This is a genomic window from Microcoleus sp. MOSTC5, assembly GCF_036701825.1.
GTDB lineage: Bacteria > Cyanobacteriota > Cyanobacteriia > Cyanobacteriales > Microcoleaceae > Microcoleus > Microcoleus asticus.
In genome coordinates this window covers 1-24,286 of sequence record NZ_JAUBRK010000032.1, presented here as the reverse complement: position 1 = coordinate 24,286, position 24,286 = coordinate 1, and the positions used below count along the sequence as shown (strand labels likewise).

Annotated in this window: 18 protein-coding genes; 9 read left to right on the top strand and 9 right to left on the bottom strand. The window is 44.2% G+C overall.

Going from position 1 to position 24,286, the window contains the following annotated elements; all coding sequences use genetic code 11:
- Positions 1 to 20 precede the first annotated feature (20 nt).
- The 7 genes from QUA54_RS18475 to QUA54_RS18445 form a co-directional block, all read right to left on the bottom strand.
- Complete coding sequence (locus tag QUA54_RS18475; protein ID WP_333415757.1) at positions 21 to 2,750, bottom strand: NACHT domain-containing protein; 2,730 nt, start codon at positions 2,748 to 2,750, stop codon at positions 21 to 23.
- 26 nt (positions 2,751 to 2,776) lie between these two features.
- Positions 2,777 to 4,867 carry a caspase family protein gene (locus QUA54_RS18470; RefSeq protein WP_333415756.1) on the bottom strand — a complete coding sequence of 697 codons (2,091 nt, stop codon included), beginning with the start codon at positions 4,865 to 4,867 and terminating at the stop codon, positions 2,777 to 2,779.
- A 146-nt stretch (positions 4,868 to 5,013) separates the two neighbouring features.
- The gene (locus tag QUA54_RS18465; RefSeq protein WP_333415755.1) at positions 5,014 to 5,931 is read right to left on the bottom strand and encodes a peptidoglycan-binding protein; all 918 of its coding nucleotides are present in this window, start codon (positions 5,929 to 5,931) and stop codon (positions 5,014 to 5,016) included.
- Between the two features lie 364 nt (positions 5,932 to 6,295).
- Positions 6,296 to 6,580 (bottom strand): hypothetical protein, encoded by a 285-nt coding sequence (locus QUA54_RS18460; protein ID WP_333415754.1) that lies wholly within the window; start codon positions 6,578 to 6,580, stop codon positions 6,296 to 6,298.
- Entirely contained in the window at positions 6,581 to 7,027 is a 447-nt protein-coding gene (locus tag QUA54_RS18455) for a hypothetical protein (RefSeq protein ID WP_246276819.1), read from the bottom strand.
- Positions 7,028 to 7,152: 125 nt separating this feature from the next.
- Positions 7,153 to 7,797 (bottom strand): Uma2 family endonuclease, encoded by a 645-nt coding sequence (locus QUA54_RS18450; RefSeq protein WP_333415753.1) that lies wholly within the window; start codon positions 7,795 to 7,797, stop codon positions 7,153 to 7,155.
- 39 nt (positions 7,798 to 7,836) lie between these two features.
- Positions 7,837 to 8,037: a hypothetical protein gene (locus tag QUA54_RS18445; protein ID WP_172189059.1), complete on the bottom strand. Its 201-nt coding sequence runs from the start codon at positions 8,035 to 8,037 to the stop codon at positions 7,837 to 7,839.
- Between the two features lie 296 nt (positions 8,038 to 8,333).
- Here QUA54_RS18445 and QUA54_RS18440 point away from each other — a divergent pair, with 296 nt between their 5' ends.
- The 3 genes from QUA54_RS18440 (at position 8,334) to QUA54_RS18430 (ending at position 9,671) form a co-directional block, all read left to right on the top strand.
- Positions 8,334 to 8,951: a hypothetical protein gene (locus tag QUA54_RS18440; RefSeq protein WP_172189057.1), complete on the top strand. Its 618-nt coding sequence runs from the start codon at positions 8,334 to 8,336 to the stop codon at positions 8,949 to 8,951.
- Positions 8,948 to 9,133, top strand: coding sequence for a hypothetical protein (locus tag QUA54_RS18435; protein WP_333415752.1), 186 nt, complete (start codon positions 8,948 to 8,950; stop codon positions 9,131 to 9,133). Before QUA54_RS18440 ends, QUA54_RS18435 begins: the two co-directional genes overlap by 4 nt.
- Before the next feature lie 298 nt (positions 9,134 to 9,431).
- Positions 9,432 to 9,671 (top strand): hypothetical protein, encoded by a 240-nt coding sequence (locus tag QUA54_RS18430; protein ID WP_333415751.1) that lies wholly within the window; start codon positions 9,432 to 9,434, stop codon positions 9,669 to 9,671.
- Between the two features lie 315 nt (positions 9,672 to 9,986).
- On the opposite strand, the gene QUA54_RS18425 is transcribed toward QUA54_RS18430, so the two are convergent.
- Together QUA54_RS18425 and QUA54_RS18420 are read right to left on the bottom strand one after the other, a co-directional pair.
- Positions 9,987 to 10,679, bottom strand: coding sequence for a PEP-CTERM sorting domain-containing protein (locus tag QUA54_RS18425; protein WP_333415750.1), 693 nt, complete (start codon positions 10,677 to 10,679; stop codon positions 9,987 to 9,989).
- Between the two features lie 177 nt (positions 10,680 to 10,856).
- On the bottom strand, positions 10,857 to 11,885 hold the full coding sequence (locus tag QUA54_RS18420) for a site-2 protease family protein (RefSeq protein ID WP_333415749.1): 1,029 nt from the start codon (positions 11,883 to 11,885) through the stop codon (positions 10,857 to 10,859).
- A gap of 290 nt (positions 11,886 to 12,175) precedes the next feature.
- Here QUA54_RS18420 and QUA54_RS18415 point away from each other — a divergent pair, with 290 nt between their 5' ends.
- From QUA54_RS18415 to QUA54_RS18390, 6 genes are all read left to right on the top strand, one after another.
- Entirely contained in the window at positions 12,176 to 12,400 is a 225-nt protein-coding gene (locus QUA54_RS18415) for a hypothetical protein (protein WP_333415748.1), read from the top strand.
- Between the two features lie 382 nt (positions 12,401 to 12,782).
- Positions 12,783 to 18,596 carry a S8 family serine peptidase gene (locus QUA54_RS18410; RefSeq protein ID WP_333415747.1) on the top strand — a complete coding sequence of 1,938 codons (5,814 nt, stop codon included), beginning with the start codon at positions 12,783 to 12,785 and terminating at the stop codon, positions 18,594 to 18,596.
- A gap of 256 nt (positions 18,597 to 18,852) precedes the next feature.
- Positions 18,853 to 19,623 carry a 3'-5' exonuclease gene (locus QUA54_RS18405; protein WP_333415746.1) on the top strand — a complete coding sequence of 257 codons (771 nt, stop codon included), beginning with the start codon at positions 18,853 to 18,855 and terminating at the stop codon, positions 19,621 to 19,623.
- A gap of 77 nt (positions 19,624 to 19,700) precedes the next feature.
- The gene (locus QUA54_RS18400) at positions 19,701 to 20,294 is read left to right on the top strand and encodes a hypothetical protein (protein WP_333415745.1); all 594 of its coding nucleotides are present in this window, start codon (positions 19,701 to 19,703) and stop codon (positions 20,292 to 20,294) included.
- 43 nt (positions 20,295 to 20,337) lie between these two features.
- The gene (locus QUA54_RS18395; RefSeq protein ID WP_333415841.1) at positions 20,338 to 20,412 is read left to right on the top strand and encodes an element excision factor XisI family protein; all 75 of its coding nucleotides are present in this window, start codon (positions 20,338 to 20,340) and stop codon (positions 20,410 to 20,412) included.
- 296 nt (positions 20,413 to 20,708) lie between these two features.
- Positions 20,709 to 24,230, top strand: a complete 3,522-nt coding sequence (locus QUA54_RS18390) for a hypothetical protein (RefSeq protein WP_333415744.1) — start codon at positions 20,709 to 20,711, stop codon at positions 24,228 to 24,230.
- Positions 24,231 to 24,286 lie beyond the last annotated feature (56 nt).

The following is a 24,286-nucleotide window of genomic DNA, read 5'->3' as shown; positions in this document are numbered from 1 at the left end:
TACAATTCTCTAGATTGGCTTTAGTTACAGTTCATCCGAGCAAAATATTCCAATAGCATCCGGTGGAAAAAGACATAACTACCCCCGACTTTTTTCATTAAACGACGATCTGAAACAAAGTCAAGGAATTTTGCATAGTTCCAGGGAATCCGATTCTTCTGGTGAAGCATCCAGCGTAGAGAGAAGTGTTGAATACAAGCTGCTCCACCGTACTTCAGCCCATAACTCAGCCCAAAATTCAGCCCAGCAATCAGCCCATAACTCAGCCCATAACTCAGCTCAGAACTCAGCCCGTAACTCAGCCAAAAAATCGGCACAAAAATCAGTCCTCCAATAATCAGCCCGATGAGAAAGCAGTGTCTTAGAGAAGTGCGAATTCCCTGATTTGGAACTGTTCGCTGAACTATTTCAGAACTACCCAGCCCACCACCCAGCCCAACAATCAGCCCAACAATCAGCCCAACAATCAGCCCAATAATCAGCCCAACAATCAGCGTATAACTCAGCCAATCGCTCAGCCAAGCACTCAGTTGATCGCTCAGCTTAGAAATCAGCTCAACAATCAGACTACGCAGCTTAGGAATCAGCCTAGAAATCAGCCCAAAACTCAGTCCAGCAATCAGCCCGTAACTGACACCAGTAAAGAATTCACGAACAAATTCAGACTTAGCCCTTTGCCATGACCAACTAAGTTGCTCTAAGGGCGATATTTTTTTTTGTAAACCAGTAATCAGCCCAGAAACCAGCCCATAAATCAGCCCAGAACTCAGCCCATAAATCAGCCCATAAATCAGCCCATAAATCAGCCCAACAATCAGCTCAGAACTCAGCCCAATAATCAGTCCAGAACTCAGCCCAGAAATCAGAAAAGTTCTAATTCGATAAGCACTTTCCTCTTTTGCATTCTTTAGCCAGTTTGGCTGCATCTTCTCAATCAAAAAAATTGTTTGCTTTTCCTGTACCATCCGGCTTGCCAACCAATTCAACCAACGCAGCACTTTATCTTTGGAATATTCTGAAGAAGCACCTTGCTCTAGTCTGCGATCGATGTAAGTATCAAATAAATGTTTATGACGATCTGGAGTTGAGCGCAGTTGTGATATCAACTCTTTGGCTGACCATCCCTGGTATGCCACACTCATAAAGTTCAAAATCAGCGGTGTTTGTGCAAACTGCTCTAGTTCCGCATCCTTTTTGAGTAGCGCTTTTAAGCCTGCTAGAGAGCCACCTACGCTGTCTAAAAACTGATACACCTGCTCTGGTGAGAGGGGTTGCAGGCAAAGGGCACTGCTGAGTTGTAAGCGTTCTGGCAGCGGCTCGTAATCTTTCACTCGGCTGCAAACTGCTACCTCCGTTTGGGGATAATCCCCAATAAATTTGTTCAAGGCTCGAACGCAATCATTGCGATAATCTTCTTTGACTTCATCCAGCCCATCTAGCAATAAGATTAGCTGCTGTTCACTAATCCAAGGCTCACTCAATGACTTGGGAACCTGATATTTTTCTCGCAGTTCATCAATCAACCAATCGACGAACTTCTTTCGCTCCTTCGCCCAAGAAGATAGGTTAAACACTACGGGCATCGGTAAACTGAGATTCTGTTCGCTGCGTTCTATCAAGCGTTGTGTCAGTTGCAGGAGGGCGATCGTCTTTCCGGCTCCTGGATCTCCTAAAATCAACAGCGTCCGACCTTGCCCCATTTCCTGATATATTCGTGTTGGTCGTACTTTTTTATACGATTCCTTTAGATCTACATACAATGCCTCAATTCCCTCAGATAAATCAGCGATCGCATCTGGACGGCCTTTCAGGTCAAGTCTCATTGCACGGTTATCCTGGAGGGAAGGCTTAAGAAATCCCTTAATCCAAAACTGCTTGACCTTGCCTATCAATATCTCGCGCTGTTTCGACTCCGATTTCGTCAGATTAGTTGCCTTCTTAGCCGAAAACTGCCCAAAATTGTCATACGCCTTTCTTACGAGATCGTTGTATTCCTTGCGCTCGATTGCTGGTTTCAACAATTCAAAAAAATCTTGTGAAGAATCAGGCATTGCTGACCCAAGAGAAGCGTTCTGAACTGAGTAAATCTCCGCTGATGTAGAGGGTAAAAGTCTCTTATTTATCCGCAATACTGGCTTCTTATGTTCTGCTAGCTGAGGTGTGGATTGTACAACTCCACCAGCGTATTCAGCCTTGCGAGGCTGCCTAGATTGAGACTTTTTTTCACTCCAGACTCGAATCGCGGTACAACCCATCTCATAGGCTTGCTCGATCGAACTTTCGTTTTCTAACCCTATATTTGCTAACCATATATAGAAGCCTACTGAAAACTTATAGGCGGCTTCATCCAGGATTGGCTCACTCATGCCAATTACATAATTGACATATTTAACAATTGCTGCTGCCTGGTGATCGCTACTGCAAGCATTCAGCACCGTACAGCTAACTACACCTGAAAAAGGCTTGAATATTTCAGCTAGTGTTTCTGTCGAAATGAGTATTTTTCGGTCATTCTCATCCAGCAAAACTAACCCTTGATCGCCTTCTCCATGTCCACAAAAATGAACAATTTGCGGTCTATGTTTCGCAAGTAGTTTTTGTAACTGATTATAGCGCAGCTCGAACCCAAATCTTAGTTCAAAGTTTCCTAAATTTTCTACCTCCTGTATCTCTGTGATCAAATCTGAAACTTCTCGATTAAGCTTCAAATCTTTCGTTGGATTAGAGGTCAGAATAAGGATTTTTACCATTGCTTCGTACCCTATGATTTAAAGCTTTACGGCTCGATGGTGAATTGAATTTGCTTCGTCACCCATTCATCCTTGGGATCTGCTTTGTAAGTTCCAGCACGATTTAGTTGTGGTGAAAGATCTGCATCTTCACCGATAGCTTCCAACAACTGCCCAAATGGAGTGCTAATTCTCTCTATTCCCATTGAACCTTTTGGTTCAAATTCCCGCTCTAACGGTGGTAGTTTTAACGAACGGAAGTCAGCACGCCCACGAGTTGCAAAAAGTTTGAATATTTCTTTCACTTGCTCATATCCTCTGCCTCCTGGCATCGTAAATTCAACTGGATTGTCTTCTACCTTATTTGGCACAAGTTCAAAGAAGGGAGAATCAAATCCCTGAATTGCATACTGGGAAATTTCCCAGGTAGACTCTAAATTCAACACTCCTATATTCAAGGAGTAAGCCGAAGTATTTTTAATCCGGAGATATGCATATCCACCATGCTTCAACACTATATTGCTTGGGTCGGGGAAGGGTTGTTTATTCTCGTCTATTAACTCAAATTCAACCGCATTAATTAGTGCCGAAGTAGGATTGTCCAGTTCTTGAATTGCCTGATACTTTGCTAAATGAACCAAGCGTTTGACCACTTGCTCTGCCGCTTCTTTTTCACCAATCATCAGCCGTGGGGTCAAGTTTTTAATTGGCATCCCGGCACAAATTTCATATTCGCAATTCTGACCAATTGCTACTTGATAATGGGCTTCTTCATCTGACTGTACTTCAACGATCCAGCCATTTCCTATTAAAGCCTGCCGAACAGCATTCAGTGCATACTTTTGTTTGTCAATTAAATCCTGAGTTGGTAATTCATCTTCGGCATTCCCACGTTTTTTCTCGTCAAATAGACGAACTCGACGCACCAGATCCGGGGGTGCAGATAACATAAGAGCAGGTGCACCTTGCTCTATCTGTCCCTTAACTCCTATACCTCCGTCCGCCTCTTCTAAAACATGGGCAGATGCACTGGATGCCTGAACTTGTGTAACCTCTACAATGGCTAATTGATTCTGCTTATTTGCAAAGTCAGATGTATTGAACGGATAGATGGCAAATCTTGCCCCTCTGCTTAAGCCATTCGCCAAACCTGCATTCAGTTTCACTTGTTTTTGATTGGCATCAACATCAGCCACAGCCACAGTATATTGAGTAGAAACCAGATTGCTGTTGAATACTGAGCGACTGCCTTCTCCCAACAACATTGGTAATTGGTTGGGAAACTTGCTCTGAATTTTGGCACTAACGCGATCGTGCAGGGTTTTATAGCTTAGTGTTCCAGGATAAGTTCTCAAGGTGTCAATCATCCAGTAGGTTAAAGCACCATGCCGCTCTTTTCCATTCACAGCATACTCCATCGCAAATTCGGTTGGACGACAGGCTGCCAGCACTACGTAGTTTTCGGACTCTGGAACCCAGCCAGTAGGCTTCGAGCCTTCAACCAGCGATCGCCAGTTATCGAGCAACTCTTCGCGAGAAGCTACCAGACTATCTTGGGGACGAGGTGTCATATCCTCCTCCTGTGAGCCGCGAATAGCGCAATCACCGCGAGTTGCACCACCGGAGTGGCAGCTATCCAGAACGACAGTGACTCCCAATCCTTTATCCGTCATGCGTTTTAGCAATGTAGCTAGCTCGATATCCCGCAGGTATCTCCCATCTTGTTCGCCAATATCCATTGGGACAATTGCCTCATCATGCTGTCCATCCTCCTTCAACTCCGAGTAGATGGTGGTGGCACGCCCACCATGACCGGAGTAGTGGATGTAAACCAGCTCTTGAGGTTGAGCTTTCTCAGTAATTTCATTAAACGCATTGACGATGTTTTCGTAAGTTGGTAAAACATCGGGTTCGTTTCCAGCCCTAACTTCTAAAAGAGTTGAGTCTTCTCGATCTGGAGAAGTAAGCTTGCAAATTCGTTCTGCTGGAATCTGTAACGTTCGTCTGAGGTAGTCATCTACTAAGTTAATGTCACGCACGCACCCTTTAAGGTTTGGATACAAGCGGTTGGGTTTGTAGTAGTTAATCCCAATTAGGAGAGCATGAATGTTCGGTTTTTGCTTAGGTTGGTCAGCCATTTTACCTCCATTACTCAGTGTCTCTTTTCAATTCAAGTATTGCTGCCGCAGCATTCCAAAGCCCCAAGTTTCTGCTCTTGAGAAAGCTCTGTCAGTTCAGAAACGCATCTTTTAATTCAAGATTTGGTTAGCTAGTTTGCGCTCGCTCAAGCCATTAGTGTTAGGGTTTTCGAGTCAACAATCCCGTCTGCGGTTAAACTCTTTTTCTGCTGGAATTCTTTGACTGCCTTATCTGTCCCCGCTCCGAATACACCGTCACTTGAAACAGCAAGACCTGCTTTCTTCAGCGCTTCTTGAAGTTTGAGTACATCAGAACCTTCCATCATCAGTCGGCTGAGCCTTAGCACTCGAAATTTTTCATCCCACGGCGCTATCTCAAAGCCCATAACTGGAGAGCGATTAAGGGCATCTTCTGTTTGAGCTCCGTAATCACCATCTTCACCAATCCTTTCATTTGGATAGTTTTTATTCCAGAGCTTTTGGATAGCTAACATGGCTGTACTACGAAGATCTTGCGTGCCTACTCCTACATAATCAAAATGGGGAGGATCGAAACTACCTAGTCGTTGCCAACCGTATTTCTCCAGAAAAGGTTGCCAGTCATCGGGATTTTCAACATCTAACGCTAAACCACTTTGATGATTACTTTGGCCTGGAAGAGCCACAACCGGATAACCACAGTCACTACCCCATCTATAGAGAAGAAGTTGTTGAGCGATCGTTCGATAAGCTGAATTTATCGACATTTTGATGCCTCGCTCCTGAATTGCTTGCTGTAATCCCTGCTTAGCTTGAGGTTGCAGGAAAGGAAAGGCTGCCTCTTCAAGTTCCACATCCAACTCGTCAAAGCTAACCAGAGCATCTGGCAGAATGAGATTCATCTGGTGAATCAATTGCTGGGACAATCCATTAACAACTGAGGTCGAACAGCCAGGAGCATCCTGAAGCAAGCCATTAAAACCAGCTCTAGTTCCTGCACGGGCTTCTCCTTCATTTATTCGATCGCAGGCCTCAAAGTCATAATTTCCTGTTGGATTTGATCTATCTACGGTTGTATAACTCATGGCGCTCTCCAGATAGATTTCCCGGGCGTTGCTGAATACAAGTATGAATTCAAGTTTTCGGAATGGCTATAAGCCCAGTAGAGTGAGTTTTGTAACATCAAGTGAAAAGTTTATTCATACGCCAGAATCAGCAACGCCTTACCTGTTTATCTTGCCCACTTTTTTGGGGCGTACGATCACATAACCAGGCCGTGTAACTTTTCTGCACTTATCCAGCAAGCCCTAAATACCTAACACGCCACACCCGAAGGCTAGAGCAGCATAGGGACATATCCTGACCCAGGGCTTAAAACTGCTAAGGCTGGGCGGGGAAAACCAAGATTGCGGGTCTACACCAAACTCAGACAGCCATTTTGGGGTTAGGTTAAGGCTGACTTTTGCTTTTCTTCCAAAGTTTGACCAGTTGTTTAAAATCCTCATTTTCATTGCCTGTCAGCACTGCTTTAACCGCTTCCTTGACTCCCAATTGATGCACTTGGCAATAGACATCATGGGCTGCTGCGGGGTCATTGTCCGCGATTTGGAGCGCACGCTCAACCAGTTCTAGTTCGTTTTCGTTGAGATTTGAGTCAGCAGCGGATTCTAAAACTAAATAATGCCTGTCAAGGAATTTTGGAATTAGAAAAACCCCAATAGTTGCCGAGTGCAATTAGCCCGGTTCCTCCTCACCCCCCGGAATTCTCCAAGGGTCGATGCCGTTTTCTCTGAGTAAACGCTCAAAGTAGTCGCGCTCGGCTCTGGCTTCATCGTCAACCCAAAACGCTTCTCTGATATTGCGCTCAAGCTCTTGAACTCGCTGGCTGAGCAATTCGTTTCTTTCAGTCTCGGTGCGGGTAACGCCGAAAGCTTCGTCAAACCGACGTTCGAGAGATTCGGTAATCAGTCCCATGCTCATAGTCAAGGCAGCTTTGTTCCCCCGGTGAGCTTGCCACAGCCAGTAAGCGCTGGCAATTTCTGGAGGGACGGACAGAAACCGACTTTGCCCCCGACTACCGGGTTCAGACTCGATTTCGATTTCTTCTCGCTCAAAAATCGTACTCGTGTAACCTTCACCCAGCAAGCTTTCGCCGGCGTTTGAGCGTAAAAAATCGGACACGTTGCGCTCTTTGAGAGCCCGCTGCTTCGGCGACTTGGGTTGGGCTGCGTCCGATACGAGCCGTCTGGCAGCATAAAACCATCGACTGTAATGGAACCTATTTGCCAGATCGCCCCCCAGTCCTTCTAGCTCGGCTCGGTTAAGGGCAGACCGCCTCGAAAAATCAACTCGGCAGTCAACCTCAACTCTGGGAAAGCCAGCGATTCAACTCGGTCATCTCCCCGAAACTGGCTGATTTGATACTCGCCGTCAACCAACTGGCAAACCGAGAGCGTGGGTTGCTTGGGAGTGCCGATGAACTTGCGGCCGCCCAAACCAAGGTAGTCCACAATCCAGTATTCGGGGATGCCCATTTCTTCGTAGTCAGCGAATTTGAGATGGTAATCGTCCCGCCAGTTCGTGCTGACGACCTCTACAGCCAGCCGTACCGAAGATCCCATCGCGATGATGGATTCCCTATCCCAGCGCGGTTCTCTCTGGCGCAGAGCTGCTTCGTCTAGGACAACTGCGTCTGGCAGGTAGCCCGCCTCGTTGCGGACGGGTTTGAGCAGGCAGTCGCCGGGGATGGAATAAGGTAAGGAGCGGCGGTCAATTTCGATTGATAGTTTTGAACGGATGAAACCTGTAACGCGGGAATGGCGACCAGTTCCTAAAGGCATTTCAACAATTGCTCCGTGGTGCAGTTCGTAGCGGCGAATAGAGTTCTCTGGATACCAGGCTGCGAACTCATCAAACGTGATTGTTTGGGGGATTGTTTGGGTTTGGCTCATAACATTTTCAGTTGGTAGACATTAGGTATGGAGTCAGCCCTATGATTTTCGGTCGCTTTCACTTTCAGGGCGATCGTTCCGCTGATTCTGTTCTATGTACTGTTTGACCAAATCGATAAGCACTTCATTCATGTTTTTTCCGTTCAACGCACAAATAGCCTTGAACCGTTCTCGAAGCGTCCGAGAAGGAAATGTGACTTTCAAGGTGGGTACTGGTTCTGTAGTTTTTCGCTCGGTCACTGGGATATCTAATGCAATTACTTTATATATCCCAGACTACCCGTTAAAGCTCGTTTTTTGCTTAATGGGTCAATAGACGCATACGGGATGTTTGCATTAAACATCCCGTATGAGTTATCATACACCCACGAACGCCTGCAAACCAAACAGAAGCACAAAACAGTTATCTGTACTTCCGATATGGTTGCTTCACTAAGCTTTGTTAGCGTCAAAAACCCAAAACCAAACCCCGCCCCCTATGACTGGAAATCGAATGGGGCAGGGTGTGGCACTCACATTAATGAGGTTTTTCAATCATGACACAACCGCAGATACCGATACCCGCTGAATCGGCTGCAACTTTTTCGGCAGCACCTGCACCCGCAGCCGCATCAGAACCAGGTACAACAGCAACTTCCGCTTTGTACCGCCAGTTGTTGGCATCTGTTAGCGCGATGCCGCACCGAGAACTGAGCGCTTTGATGGAAGCCTCCGTCTATTCGTTCCGTCAAAGCGATACCCTCACCCGCGCTATCAAAGAATGCTCCACGATCGAATTATTCGGGGATAAGTGGCCTCTGGCTTTCGACTTCCTGCCAACATCCGCTGAAGCTTTGAGTTTGGTGCGAGCGATCGCCGACCAATTCTCGTGCAGCCAACTCCATCCATGCTGGCAAGAACTCCTGACAACCAGTACCGCCACTCAGAAGAAGGCGCTCATTGAAGGCATCGCCTACGCCCAGCACTACTCCTGCACTGTGTGGGAGGCATTAGGAGAGTGTTCCGTCTTAGAGTTGTTTCCAATATCTGAACATTTAAATGTTTGGATGTCTGAAAGTGAAGCGCTGCAAATGGTTCGCTTGCTCTCGGGTTCTCTGTTAGCCCAAAGTTCAGAGACATTGCCCAATGCCGGTGACGGGAGGGACGATCGGTGAAAGCGCTCAGGAGCCACCAAATTGAATGGAGTGTCACCGTAACTCGCAAGTACAACCCGCCCCGAAAGATAAGAGTTTTCGGGCGGTCTAAGGAGGAAGCCATCTTAAACGCAGTTTCCTCTGCCCGCGAAGTCTGGGGTATCTGGGATGCCAAATCATTTAGCACGCCAGAAAAGAAATAATTTTTTTTGATTCTTCGTTAGCTACTTCGGGCGACTCCGAAAACAGCTAACGAAAGAATCAGAGTTTCGGGTGATGTAGCCTGCCAAGTAGCCAATCAAATGCCAGAAAATGCCAACACCTAAAAAGCCTGTAGACGTAGCGGTTTTTAACAGTCGATGCGGCCAATGGAACCATCGAAATTACTTCGCCAGCAGAGGTAAAAATCAAACGCTCAATTACCAACAAATACGGTATTCGCAGTTGCTTTCATTTTCCTCAATGATGCGATAATAAAATGGCAGAGATGGGGAAACTGCAATGGTGGAACTAACAAAATATAGTTGGTGGGGTGAATCCAAAGAACCGCCCCCGCACCTGAAAACTAAAAAGCAATTGGGTGAACTTGGTTTATCGCCTCTGAAACCTTCAGGCGTTATCGAAACGCGGAAATACGACTTGTTACTTTACGATTCTACCAATCCCGAAAGCTGCCGGCCCAAAAGAAAACCCACTCCCAAACAACTGGAAACTTTAGCGGCCAACCGACTCAAAGCCTAAATTAAGCAGGGTGGATTAATTGTGGGAAAAATAAACTAAGCTGATTGGAGTAATTGCTGACATTAGGTGAAGGATTTAACGGGTTTATCTCGGCACTGAAAACCGAAAAGCAACTCACTGATATTTTCAAGTTGGTTAGCCATCAATCTTAAAGCTTGCTGCCAGTTCTCTCGATCGCAATTATGTGTTTGGCTCCCGCCCAAAGGGGTAATAATTTAGGGGGATCTAGCCTCAACTAAAAGCGACATTTATTATGTTATGTGGGTTTCAGTCTTAAGTTGTCAGCAATGAGCTCTGCCTAGGAACCAGTTAATATTACCCCTTTTTTCCCGCCCTTTTCTTCCACCACAAACCCATTCCAGCAGCCACAAATGTACCAACAGCAGTCATCGGTTCCGGTACAGAAGCATCAGCAATAGGTTCATACTCATAAATTGCACTAACTGTAGTGTTAGCCGACACCAGACCTCCAAAACTACCCCTAACAGGATTCCCCGTAACTTGAGTAAAACCCGTCGTCACCAAAGCTGCGATAAAAGTATCACCATCACATCCACTTAACGCACTCAGAGACGGCTGGGAATCATAACTCTTTGACACAGTACCGGAAGCCGAACCGCTAACACTTCCTGTAACGCCATTAGCAATCCTCGTTTCCGGCGGACTGGCTAACACACTTAAAGTCAAATTAGGGTCAACTTTTAACAGCGGAATATTCACAGCAATACTTGCATTACTCGTCGCCGTTCCCATAAAATCTCCAGTCAAAGGAGTAATGCTAACAGTGTTATTAACAGTAGATTTAACCGTAACATAAGCCCTTAATAGCGTTCCTAACAGCGAATTAAACTTGGGCAAAACCACATTATTGCTACTATTTAATGGCTGGGAACCCAGATCCACGGTATAAGTTTGAGTTAGAGTGGCAGCTTGTACAGAAAAACATTGACTAACAACTGCAAAACTCAAACTTCCGCCAACAATTCCCAACTTTTGATAAACATTCATTTCGCTCAACTCCTACAAGAATAAAGTTGCATTTTGAATAATTAGTATTGTTTAACCGCTTCGAGGCGCGTAAGCGCTCTTGTCACAAATGAAAAAGAATAAAGAACAAGGAAGGAGTAGATAATCTTCTACGGGAGCAATCGTGGCACGGGTGTCTCGCCTGTGATTCATCTGCGGTTAAAAACTCGGAACATTTAACAATACCCAATTTCCAATCAAGGACATTAAGTAACTAAACGCCCAAACAGTATAAACTATACTCAAAGGCGCATAGACTGCTAAAACCCATCGCGTTTCGACTTCTGCTTCAATCTCCTCCCTTCGCAACAAATCCACATAAAAATTAAAAGATTTTTGTCGCAGATTGTTAATCCCTGTTGCAGCAACTAACAAATAATAACCGTCAAATCTATTCAACGGGTTTAAGTTAATTGCCACAGTCAGCAATGCCGCCACCATCAACAAGTAACTAATTTGATGCCAAACTAAATTCCCTTGAGATAACAGCCATATCCAAACAGCAACTGCCCAAATTGTTACTTGGATCAATACTCCCGCAGCTACTACTAAAACTCGCTGTTTCCGCCGGACTAAACTGTATTGGTCGGTTGTATCTGTATAGCATCCGGGGATAAGACACATAAACAACAATCCAATTTCTTTAACTATGCCACCGTAGTGTTTGAGTGTGAAAGCGTGACCGAGTTCATGCAACGCTATTACTAGCATTGTCATTAAGACAACTTTGCTCGCATTTTCAATTTTTCCCGCTGTCAATAACTGCTGGTGCGAGGCGGCGACTTCGGCAGCAGAAGCCAACAACACTGCTACGGATGAAGAGATGAAAGCGCACAGAAAAAAGCCAAATTCCCACGTCCAAATCCAGCGAAATTTGTCGATGTGCCGCGATAACCAAACATCGGGATTGACTAGGGGAATTGTGAAGGATAGCAGGTTGAATTTAGCTTTCGGCGGCTTGGTTCCTTCTAGCATTCCTGCTTGTGCTAAGTCTTTCAAAAGATTTTGCACATCTTCTAAATCGAGGTCGTATTCAGCGAGAATATTAGTTACTGGTTGTTGACTTAGTTGCAAAATTACCTGTTTGTCAAAGTCGTCAACTTGAATACAGGTAATGTCTTCGGGATTGCGAAGTATCCAATAACCGTCGGGATGAGGTATCCACTGCACTGCTGATTTTAGTTGCATGGTTTGGCAGAAGGAAAAAGAAAGTTCGGCAACGAGCAATGTACGGGATGTAACACATGGACTGAAGTTGGAAGAAGGCAAAACTCATCTCCCTTAGCCCCAATTTAGGAATTACGCATTTTAGGTCGAAACTCGATCCCCCCTAGCCCCCCTTAAGAAGGGGGGGACAAGAGTTTTCACTCAAAGTGGGTGTTTTTATTGAATTGTGTTGAATCGATCGCCCAATTGTGTTTGTATGTTTTCTCCGCTGGGTTTTTGAGATTTTCAAGTAGCCCTAAGTTTTTCTGAAAATGGAAATTTTTAAGGCTAAATTTTCCCCTGTTTTAATGAAGCAGGGAAGTATTAAAGTATTTTGTGAAGAAGCTTTAGTGATATTTGTTTGGGCTTTAGACTTTAATCCAAATTTCACCTTGGTATTTATATTATCAGAAATCAAAAAAAAAGCAAGTGTACATTCTAACTCTTTTAGTAATTACGCATTTTACACCTGTCATTGCGTAGGAAACCTAGTGTAGCGGATGTTTTGCTTGAGGCGGGGATTGCTTTCCCGTTGCAAGGCGTAAGTCGTAATTAAGTTGACCGAAAAAACTTTACCGAAACTTTACGATCTCCAACAAAATTTGGGTGTATGATAATCGTGTGAAGAAGCAAAAATCATAAAAACTAAGCATTAACAAAGTCTTTGTCCGATCGCCCGCCTGACCGTTAGTCAAGGGTGGCAGATGTGAAGCGATCGCCTATACAGAAAATTTGTTAAGTTTGCGTAAATTCTCAAATAAACAGAAATTTTTGACGATTAGTGAAAAATCCTTGGCAAGGAAGGGTTTTGGTTGGATGTCTCAAGGCATTTAATTAAATTCGTGCGATCGAACTCATATTAATCAGGGTGCAAAAGTTATGGGCTGGCTAAATTTTGGTGGCAAAAAACGCAAACAGGCTCAAGGTTTTGGTAATTCCAAGCCAGCGAAAAGCCGGAAACGGCCAAAAACTTTTATATTAGAAAAAATTGTGACTCCGAGTGCGGGTGTTGGGGGTTGGCTGCAAGATTTTGACTCGCTGCATCAGTTATTGGGTGCTTTTTCTTTACCAGATTTAGATTTACCTAATTTCTTGGCTGATAGCGGTGTTTGCCCGATCGACCCGAATGGAGCACCAACTAACAATCTACCGCCGCTGATTGATTTTGACCCGCTGGGTCTGTACCATGATGGGGTTGCCACTCAAACTCCTTACAATCCGGGCGGTGCGTTTGAGACTTTGCCGGTTGCTGTAATTCCTGTCGATCCGCATTCGCCGAATCCTAACAATCCGAATGCAATCCGTCAATTGCTAGATTTTCCTTTGGCAGATCAGCCGTTGTTGGGGACAATTGATACTGGTGTGAGTGCGGATAGTCCTTATTTGAATTACGCGAATATTAAGAAGGGCCGCGATTATGTGGGCGGGGATGACAATCCGTTGCTGAAGCCTGGGGAAGGTAGCGAGCACGGTACTTTTATGTTGGGGATTATTGATGCGATTAATAAGACTGCGCCGAAATGGGTGGGAAGGGCGATCGATTCTGGGAGATGGGCTGATTCTTTGGTAGAGTTTGTGGATGCTGCGAAGGCTTCTGGACAGAAAAATGCGATCGCGAATCTCAGTTTGGATTTGACTCAGAAGAATGCTGACGGGATTGTGGAAACGCGCTATGAGTTGACTCCGCCAGAAAGAAGTGCGATCGAATATGCGCGGCAAAATGGGGTAATGCTGGTAGTGGCGGCGGGTAACGATGGCGGTGTGATGTCAGTTTTGGGTCAAGCTTCGCAGGAATTTGACAATATTTTTACGGTTGGGGCTGGGGATATTAACGGGCGATCGATCTATTCTAGTTATGGCCGCGGTTTGGATATTGTGGCGGATGGGGGCACGAATGAACACCCCGGTTTATCGACTGTGGGAAATGATTTGGGTACGATGGCGGGAACTTCGGTAGCGACTGCAAAAGTTGCGGGGGCGGCTTCTTTGGTTTGGGCGGCAAATCCTGCTTTGAACTATCGCCAAGTGATGGAGATTTTGAAGTCTACGGCGAGGGATTTGGGGCCATCTGGGTGGGATGATGAGACGGGTTTTGGATTTTTGAATACGCTGGCGGCGGTGGATTTGGCGAAGAAAACGCAGCCGGAAGTTTATAATCCGACTCCGTGGGTGACGCCGGATACTTGGAGTGGGGAAGGGAAAGTAACGCCGGAGGAACGGGCGGCTAAAGGTGGAAATTCGATCGCGACTGCAACTGTACAAGTATCAACTAATTTCTCGGATATCGATCGGGTTGACGCGAATCAGCCTGAAAAATATTATCAGTTTAGAGTGAATGAGCCTGGTTATGTAAGCTGGAATTTGACCAGTCTCAATCCTGTTTCAGGAGTGCTCAGTTCCCCAAACGTAACCATCATCAAAGCTGACGGTAGTTCTGCGTCTCATCGCTTCCATAAAGGGGGTTCTGTCAGTATGTCTGTAACAACGGAGGGACAGACTTCTTTTTCAGGCGGCGATTTCTACGATCCGGGGACGTACTATCTCAAGGTCGGCGGCGTTGGGTCTACTTTAAAAGATTACAATATATCAACTCAGTTTACTGCCGATCGAGTTTCGAGTTTTACTGGGAATATACAGTACAGAACTCAGCCCTATAAGTCGTTTGACGACAGCCAAACTGCGCTGTTCTCAGGACCGACTGTCTCTGAGTTAAAGAATTTATCAGGTCAGGTCACTTATAACAATACAGATTTCAACAGCGGGGTTGCTAACTATGGGTTTGAAGTGAATGAGTCGGGAAAATTCAGGATAAATTTGAATTCTCCCAACGGTAAAATGGATCTGAACATTAATAAATTTATCGGATCTGAAGATAGACCAGTACAAATTGGTGGCTTTGGTGGGGTTCCTGCTAATTCCGATGGATGGTTGGAACTCGATCTGAATAAAGGGCGCTATGAGATTGAAGTGAAAACTCCCACGGATTACTGGCAATTTGATGGGAATTCAGCTCAGCAGACGCTGGTACGACCTTATACGTTGAATGGTACTTTTACTCCCAATGCGCCACAACCCGGACAAGGGAAAGTTCCTTCGTCCGCAGGGGCATTTGATAAGACTGTAGTGAGTAGTGGGGTTGTTAATCACTATTACGCAAATGGGTATTTGACGGTGCAGCCTTCGGGTCAAGCAAGTTGGTATGGCTATGGCGGTGGCGGGGTTACGAAAGTTACTGTAGTACCAATACCCGATAAATTGCCTCAAGATTATGCCGGAAATTTACCGAATACGGCTCGTAATATTGGGAATTTAATTGGCACAAAAACTTTTCAGGATGTCATTGATAAAAATGACCGCTTTGATTACTACAAGTTCGATCTAACCACTGACAGTAAAGTAGATTTTGCTTTGAGTGGAAAGATGGGAAATACAGGGTTTTATTTGTTCAAAGACTGGAAGATAAACAGCGACACATCTACACATATTGATATCCTTTCAGGTACTACTCCCGGTGTTGTGCCAGAGTTTAGCGAGACTCTCAAAGCAGGAACTTATTACGTCCTAGTTCACAAGCCTGAAGGCTATGATGGTGATGAATATGACATGAAATTGTCGGCAACTCCTCTGGGCGACCCGGATGGAAACTATTCAATCCCAACTGCCAAAGATTTATTGGTTTCTAATGCTGACTTCGGGGATGGGATAGAACGCAGAGGGTTTGTGAGCAGCATTGGTGGAAATCTTGACCGTGAGGATTATTATCGGTTTACTCTGGATAAAATATCTGATGTTGATATCCAGTTGAGCGGAGATAATGCAAATGCAAAATTCTATTTAGCTAAAGATGTTAACAGTAATGGAAAAATAGATTATGGTGAGGGTTTACAGTGGGCGAATCAGGATACGAATACCAAAAATATTTCTCGCTCTTTAGACCCGGGTACTTATTATGTTGTTGTGAATTCAGACGATCGCGTCAACCAGACCAAGTACAATCTTAATGTCGATACTAAGCTTGAAAAAACAGGAAATTCTCCGTCAGGGGCTCAAGATATTGGTCTTTTGAATAGCAGTCAAACTGTCAAAGGATTAGTTGATACCAAAGCAGATGTCTACGATTACTATCGGTTTAAGTTAGACGAAACTAGCAACGTCAACTTGCAATTAGATAAGTTGATAGCCGAATCATCTAGCGAGAGTCAGGGTATAACTCGAACCGTGAGTGTGGAATTGATGAGTGCTAACAATCAGATTTTGGCAAGTGCTCGTGGCGATTCATCTTCAGCCGCTTCTATCAACCGACTTTTGGAACCTGGATATTATTATGTTCGGGTCAATTCTACTGAAACAACTGGTTACGCGAGTTACGAGTTGACTCTGGATGGTGAACCTGCTTACAAGAAAGCAATTGATGCTGAGTATGCACGTTATCAAGGGTTATTAGGATCTCCTACTACTGGCTATTGGCCGGCGGCTGATTCACAAACAGGAACAAAGGGCTACGGTCAAAATTACAATAATGGCCATGTCTTCTGGACTGCTAAATCAGGGGCGATCGCATTGTGGCATGGCTTCGCTAATACTTACAATCAAACTGGCGGTTCTAACGGTTGGTTAGGCTTTCCGACTAAAGGAAAGGAAACGGATTCGTCAGGTGGCCAACGCATTGATTTTGAAGGGGGATATATTTATTGGACAGAAAAGGAAGGGGCAAAAGCTTATCACCCTTGGGAAACGCCTCAACAGAATCTGAATAATACAGTGGGTTACGACGGTGCTAACACCCATCAAACTTACGTTAATACTTTCAATAACAATGGCGGCTTATCGGCTTTGGGTTCTGCCACTGGTAATGTGCATCCTGCGGGAACAGGAAATGGCTATCTTCAAGAATTTTCAGGGGGTTCTGAAGGTTCAGGGGCAATTATGAAGTCTGGTGCCAATGATAATTCTTTTTGGGTTGGCGGTGACTTTTGGAATACTTACATCCAAACAGGAGGCGTGACGGGTGTTTTGGGCTACCCTATTTCAAATCGGTATGAATTTAACGGCGGATGGAAGCAAGATTTCCAAGGTGGTTCCCTTTCGACAACCTTACCTTTAACTCCTGCTCCTGATTCTGGATTAACTCCTGCTCCTGGTTCTGGAACAAATACATTACCACAAGCGCCTCAAATCATCAACCGAAGTGGTGAAACTGGAACTGGCAAGTTGATTCAAGGGATGAATTTTCGTAATTATCCTTGGACTGACAGCAGCAGTTTGGTTCAAGGAATGTCGCTAGGAACAACTTTCACTATCCTGGAAAAGGTGACGACAACTGCCGATCCAACTCTCAGACATAGTGATTGGTATCGGGTGCGGTTGAATGATGGTCGTGAAGGCTATTTCTGGGCGGGTGAAGAGTTTATTCAAAAAGTAGCAAGTGGGGGTAGTGCTGGGTCGATTGGCGTTGGCGGAATTGGAGTCACACCTATTAAGGAAGGGCCGATTGGTGTTGGCGGAATTAGAGTCACACCTATTGACGCTTCCAACGATAACACATCTCTATTCCCATCTATCTCGATCGCCAGTGCCTACGATGCAAATGATGGGGATAATTTCGTTGTTGCTGGTAGCAAAATCATACTCAGTGGTAAGACTAATTCACAAAATATCCGATTTTATTTGGGTGATATTCCTTTGACGCAAGGCAACATAAATTTTGATGATGACAATTTCTCTGCTACTCTAATAGTCCCGCCTGGTGTTTTACCTGGAAGTTATCAAGTTAAAGCCATTGTTAATAGCCTTACGGGTGATGCAAATTCTTCTGGACCTGTGATTAATGTTCAAGCAATTAATGATTCTCCTATTCAATATACTTTAACTAAAATTATTGAACGTATTCGCTCAGTTGAGAAGAATGTTCCACTTAAAAAAGAGTGGTGGATGTTGTGGCCAGAATACGATCCTTGGGCTGCTTCTAATACTTTGAGAAGGAAGTCAAGAGAAAAATATTGGAGTGGCGGATTTGATTCTGTTCCTGGTTGGAATAATAGAGGTAGTGATTCATATGCAAAGACTGAAACTCTACCTGAATTTGGAACTAATCAAGTAATAGAAATTGGGACAATGAAATTTCCTGTCGATCACTTCTTTGCCGCTTTGTCATTTCAATTTGGAAATTTAAGCCTAGGAGCAGCACCTTATGACAATTCTTACGCAGGCGATTTAGGTTCAGTAATTGGTGCTAGACGGAATCCTAAATTCTGGTTAGGCGATCCTAATTATGAAGGTACTCCAAGTTGGGAAGACGCATTTCGTCTAAAGTCTCCACCTGATCAGCTTGATGCTGATATTGCAGCTCATGTAATTGCTGATTTAGTAAAATCGAAAAAAATCAAGATTTCTGAAGCAATTGAGGAAATGTCAAAGATGAGTAAAAAGGCAATTTATGAGAAGTTTATGACGTTAGAATTTGGTAGTGGTATTTCAAGTTTGATAATTAGTCAGCAATCTAGTTCCATCGATAAATATATTTTGGGTAGTATAAAAGCTACGTTAAACAGCAGAATAATTTGGTTTCTTGGTAAACATATGTTACTCAACGAAATGAAGAATGTCAGCGATTACAATGCTTTTGTGCCTTATGATGATGAATTAAATCAAATATCAAATTATTTTTTTAATCACTTGTCTAAGGTAGCTTAAGGAAGTTGAAATGAGTTAAAAGATGCGAGCGCGCCTTTGGAATAAGTCAAAACGTCCAATCACTGTTTGGGGCTCTGGGAAGGTCGATCACCCTTTATTCCTTTTTCTCGATCGAGGGCTGTATCAGCAACTAACGCAACGACTGAATTATGCCACCTAATATTTTATCCGATCGCCTCGATCGCATCCCGCAACCCATTCAACTCTCCTCCCTCATGTCCCCCCCTTCTTAAGGGGGGCTAGGCAGGGTGGATTTATGGTCAGCAGAGAAATTCTGTCAAGCTCATTGCTCCGTTGGCGGCTCGATCGCGAGCAGTCAAGCTCGAACGAGGTTTCAATGCCTGCATATTTTGCTATCGGAACAATAAATCCGCCCTGCCTCAAAGCCAAAATTAAGAGGGATTATCAAGACTGGTATCGAGAAGTAGGTTTCATTGAAAGAGATAGGGTGAGTGCTGTCCTTTGGGCAAGAGAACAATTAAGCCAGAAAGATTGGGTGATTCTGGATACTAAAACTACGGGGCTCGTGCGTGCTGAGATTGTAGAGATAGCAATTATCAATCATCTCGGTAAAATGTTGCTGAATACGCTCATAAAGCCCTCAATTGTTATACCTGCAGAAGTAACAGACATTCACGGCATAACTGATGCAATGGTAGCCGATGCTCCTACTTTTACCGAAGTCTATCCCCGCATTGCCGAAGTGCTTGAGGATAAACGGATTTTGATATACAATGCCGAATTCGACATCAAAATATTAAATTACTGGTGCCACCTTCACAACTTGCCAAGTTTAAATTTACAACAACGCTCCGAATGCCTCATGGAATGGGCGGCACAGTGGGGAGGAGATTGGAGCAATTATTATAAAGATTATAAGTATTTCCCTTTACCGAGCGGGAACCACCGAGTGTTGGGAGATTGCATAGCAGCCCTCCAATTAATTAAGAAAATGGCAGCGGATTCGGATCGAATCAATTGTCCCGTGCCGATTCCTGAGAGTAAGCGCAACTCCCAAAATCAATGACGCCGCCTTCTTCGGGAGAATACCAGCAATCTTGGAGAAGAAGCTTATGATAAAGCAATGGAGTTATCCCCGAAACAATGACCAACCCCGAGCCCGTTGACTATGCTGCTCTTATCCGCGCTGTGACTCCCAACAGCGAACGTAAGCATCCTGAGTGGTTAGACCCCGGACAGCAGCTCTTTTCTCCCAAGTACGGTCAAGGCGAGGTTATTTCTTGGATGGGTAACACACTTATAGTGAAGTTTCCCGGATACTCGGTTCCCGTTCTATACAAAGATTGGCAGCAAGCTGTTGAAAAAAGTGAAATCGCTCCTGGAGACGCATTTAAAACACCTGAATCCTCATCCGAATCTGAAGAAAACGGTGCAGGTGAAATACAGTCTGCTAGCTTTTCTCAGGTAAGTGCAGCAGAAATTGCCGCTATTCCTCAACCCAAATTTAGGGCGATCGCGCTTGAGTTAGCTTCAAGTCTTAGCGCGGTTCGCATTACGCCTCCCGCATCTGGTTCGTTGTACGCCATCCCACGAGACTTACCCTGGGCTTTACAAAATGCTCTTCGGGGATTGGGAATTAACCAACTGTATTTGCATCAAATTGAAGCCTTAGATTGCTTGCGTCAGGGCTGCGATTTGAGTATTGTGACTCCTACAGCATCGGGAAAAACGCTATGATGGAACCGAAGACGCAATTGCTGATTGGTTAGTAGCAAAGGGAGTGCCGAAGCAAGACATTGTGATGGCATATCATGCGCCTTACGTGCGGCAGTATACAGAGTTTGCTCTAGGGTGAAACATCGCGACGACTCATGTGTTTGAGCCGGATGGTACGCCGAACTCGATCTAGAAAAGGAGATTCTGATGAAAGTAAGAAGAGTTTGACATACATCCGTCGTAATCTGCGGTATTTTTATATTATATTAGGTATTATATGGCAACTACGATACAATTATAAGTTAGGCATAGATGAATTTTCCTATTGTTTTGTTCTCGACTGCCTACGATTAATTAATGGAAAATGATTCAGTCAGATACTCAAGAGCAGGTGATGTATTTCACTACCGATGGGCAGCACGTCGCTGTCTCAGGATGTTACATCCAAAATCTTCCGTCAAATGCATAGTAATTGAAAACTCAAAGGAGAATAAAGTCCCGGGGGAAAATGTAATCGATGTTGCCGAATATACCGAAGATGCCGAAGGCTTTGACAAAAAAATTACCTACTTTCAGCTAAAACATACAACCCAAAGAGTGGATGAGCCTTTTACATTAAGTGGGTTAGAAGGTACCATTGAGGGATTTGCCAAACGATTTTTTGCTCTCTTATCCAGAGATGACAATACAGATGAATTTGGGACTGTAAGATTCTCGGTTATAACTAATCGTAAAATTGCCGATTCATTTAAGGAAGAAATTTCTTTAATCAAGAATGGAAGTAAAGCAGGAAAGGTATTTCAGGAAACTCTTGAAAAATATACACAATTAAAAGATGCAAGGTTGCAGGAGTTTTGTAACTCTCTCGATCTAATTGATGGAGAAGGAGACTATCTTACACAACGACATGAATTACATACTGAAATTTCAGCACTTTTAGCTGGAGCTGTTGACAATGCTCAAATTGACAGTTTGATTGCTCTTGTACAAGATAAGGCTCTACCTGACAACAAAGGTGTAATAATTCGTGAAGATATTTTAAAATGCTTTAATGTTACGTCTGAAAGAGATCTATTTCCTGCGCCACTGGAGCTTGAGAAATTTAAAAACTTCATCAAGCGGGAGCAACATGAAATCTTACTTAATAGTGTCCTTGAAGCTTCTACACCTGTAATTATTCATGCGGGTGGCGGTGTAGGTAAATCAGTCTTCTCTCGTCAACTAGCAGAGTCTTTACCCACCGGATCGTTAGGAATTGTTTACGATTGCTTCGGATCGGGAAAATATCGAAATCGAAGTGAGTCTAGGCATCGCCATCGTGATGCTCTCGTTCAAATTGCAAATGAAATTGCATTGCATGGTTTATGCGAAATTCTGATCCCACCATCTACTAATTTTGATGATGCAGCAATTTTCAGAGCCTTTCTTTCTCGATTAAATACGGCTGCTACAGCTATAAAAAAAGTCGATAAAGATGCTGTTTTAGCTATTTTAATTGATGCGGCTGATAATGCAGAGATGGCGGCGAAAGAGTTCAGTGAGTCTTGTTTTGCTCATCAGCTATTGCGTGAGGAAGTTCCAGAAGGATGTCGAATTATCATACTATGTAGAACCGAGCGTATCGACTTGCTCAAGCCTTTAAGTACAGTTAGACAGATTGAATTGAAACCTTTCAGTCAGTCTGAGACAGTGATTCATCTTCGAGAACATTTTCCAAGTGCAACCGATATCGATGGCTTGGAGTTTCATCGCTTGACTGGTGGCAATCCGCGAGTACAAGCGAATGCACTGAGTATACACCACAATACGGTTTCAGATGTTTTGGCGGGTCTTGGGCCTTCAGGTGCTACGGTTGAAAAACAGATTGCAGCACAGCTTGAATCCGCAATTTCTACGATTAAAGACAAGCTGCCTACTGATTTTCAAAGACATATTAATGCGATATGTCTAGGTCTTGCAAATTTAACTCCATTTATCCCGATCGATGTACTTGCTACCGCTGCCGAGGTTGAGGTTTCAACGGTTGTGAGCTTTGTCGCTGATTTGGGACGACCTCTCTGGATATCGGAAAAATCAGTTCAATTTCGAGATGAGCCAACAGAAACTTGGTTTCGAGAGAGATTCTCTGCATCAAAGCAGCAGATTGAATCATATATCATGAGCCTTAAACCTTTGGCTTCAGAGTTTTCTTACGTCGCGCAAGTGCTGCCTTCTCTGTTACTACAATCTGAAAACTACGATGAGCTTATCAGCTTAGCACTCTCTGACGATTATCTACCTCAAGATAGCCCGATCGATGAGCGCAATATCCGAGTGTACCGCTTGCAATTCGCTTTCAAAGCAGCCTTAAAGCAAAAAAAATATGCTGACGCAGCAAAACTGGCTTTACGCGCAGGAGAAGAGGTTGCAGGTGATAAGCGACAGCTTGAACTTTTAATTCAAAACGTTGATCTTATTGCACCTTTACAATCTCCACAGAGAGTTCAAGAATTGGCATTTAGGCGGATGTTACGGGGCAGTTGGGATGGTTCAGCGGATGTATATTCTGCTGCACTTTTATCTTATGTTGAGGAATTCAAAGGGGAAGCAAGAGTCTTTTTAAGATCGGCTAGCAATTGGCTAAAATTGTATCTTGAGGAGCGTAGCAAGAACGAAGACAAGATACACAGTGAAAAGCAGCTCAAAGAGGATGACATTGTGGAAATGGCAGTTGCCCATTTTCATCTTTATGGAGCGAGTAAATTAGTTGATTTTATTTGGGGTTGGCAGCCACCAGAAGTCGTGTTCCAAATTACCCGGTTGTTCATTAAGCGCCTTATTGACGCAGGAAACTTCACGGCAGTAGATGAAATTTCACAGCTTGGTTGCCGCAATCAATATTTGATGGTAGCCATTGCAGACGAACTCATGGCAGTGGGTAAGTTTCCTTCCACAGACGCAATGCGACAGTGTTTGAGCTTGTTAACTCACAAGCGAGTACGTATCCCTAAACCTGCTGAGTATTGGAACGAACAAAGATTTACCTCAGCTATTGTTTCATTTGCAGAAGCAAGCTCGGCTATCGGACTATCTCAAACTCAAATTCTGCGGGTTTTGAACCACTATCTTCCTCAAAGAGGCTTCGGCTTAGTCAGTTACAAACATTATGATGGCGAACGACATATTTTTCTGCGAGTAACCGCTTTAAGATGTGCTATTTCAGGTGATTTTGCTCCAAATATTAATGCTTTAATCCCACAGAAGTTACTTGAAGATGAAAAAAAGTATCGACAAGATATAGAAGATTGCAAACAGATTATTGAAGGAATGTTACCGTGGTATTTGATTCGCGCTCGCATTCTACTTGCTAGCGTGGAAAATCTTGAGATAGCTTTTCAAGACGCGGATCGACTTTCCAAGAAATTGCTGTTGTGGAGGTACGAACAACACGATCATTTACTGTCTGAAATCACTCGTGTACGCTTTGAAAGTTTAGCTTTAAAAAAGCCTTGCGATCTCTCTGAAAAAGGACATACGATCGTACAACTCTTCGATAACGAATACAAACTTTCGCTTCAGGATCATTTAAGTGCGGTTCGAGCAGCTTACCGTTTAGAACACCTTTCAGAGATTAAAAGCCAGCTTCAACAGTCTTGCTATGAGATGGTGGTTTCTGTATCAAACGAGGGACTCGAGACAAAGGCCCAAAATTATATAGCGCTTGCTCGTGCTGTTCTTCCTGTAAGCCCTGCGGACGCAGCAGCTTATTTCAATTGTGCGATTGAGGCAGTCTCAATGTTCGGAGATGAACTGGTTGATAGATGGAAAGCTGTTGTCGCTATGGCGAAGCGTTCTGCGGAAGGTGGGGGGGGCTCTTCTCCAGAAATTGCCTATCGCTTCATACGTTGTGCTGAATTAGTGGGTGATTCTGTAGCTCGTGAAAAACATTGGAATCGTAATAGACCTCTTGCAAAATAATTTTATGCTATAATCAAGGGTTTGCCTTAAGTGGAGCAGATTGCAGGTTATAGCTA

Bases quoted from the DNA above. Each gene is read 5' to 3' on its own strand.
- QUA54_RS18450 (WP_333415753.1), bottom strand. From the start codon at position 7,797: ATGAGCCAAACCCAAACAATCCCCCAAACAATCACGTTTGATGAGTTC.
- QUA54_RS18430 (WP_333415751.1), top strand. From the start codon at position 9,432: ATGGTGGAACTAACAAAATATAGTTGGTGGGGTGAATCCAAAGAACCG.
- QUA54_RS18465 (WP_333415755.1), bottom strand. From the start codon at position 5,931: ATGAGTTATACAACCGTAGATAGATCAAATCCAACAGGAAATTATGAC.
- QUA54_RS18470 (WP_333415756.1), bottom strand. From the start codon at position 4,867: ATGGCTGACCAACCTAAGCAAAAACCGAACATTCATGCTCTCCTAATT.
- QUA54_RS18390 (WP_333415744.1), top strand. From the start codon at position 20,709: ATGTTACATCCAAAATCTTCCGTCAAATGCATAGTAATTGAAAACTCA.
- QUA54_RS18415 (WP_333415748.1), top strand. From the start codon at position 12,176: ATGGAAATTTTTAAGGCTAAATTTTCCCCTGTTTTAATGAAGCAGGGA.
- QUA54_RS18425 (WP_333415750.1), bottom strand. From the start codon at position 10,679: ATGAATGTTTATCAAAAGTTGGGAATTGTTGGCGGAAGTTTGAGTTTT.
- QUA54_RS18410 (WP_333415747.1), top strand. From the start codon at position 12,783: ATGGGCTGGCTAAATTTTGGTGGCAAAAAACGCAAACAGGCTCAAGGT.
- QUA54_RS18420 (WP_333415749.1), bottom strand. From the start codon at position 11,885: ATGCAACTAAAATCAGCAGTGCAGTGGATACCTCATCCCGACGGTTAT.
- QUA54_RS18475 (WP_333415757.1), bottom strand. From the start codon at position 2,750: ATGGTAAAAATCCTTATTCTGACCTCTAATCCAACGAAAGATTTGAAG.
- QUA54_RS18405 (WP_333415746.1), top strand. From the start codon at position 18,853: ATGGTCAGCAGAGAAATTCTGTCAAGCTCATTGCTCCGTTGGCGGCTC.
- QUA54_RS18440 (WP_172189057.1), top strand. From the start codon at position 8,334: ATGACACAACCGCAGATACCGATACCCGCTGAATCGGCTGCAACTTTT.
- QUA54_RS18400 (WP_333415745.1), top strand. From the start codon at position 19,701: ATGACCAACCCCGAGCCCGTTGACTATGCTGCTCTTATCCGCGCTGTG.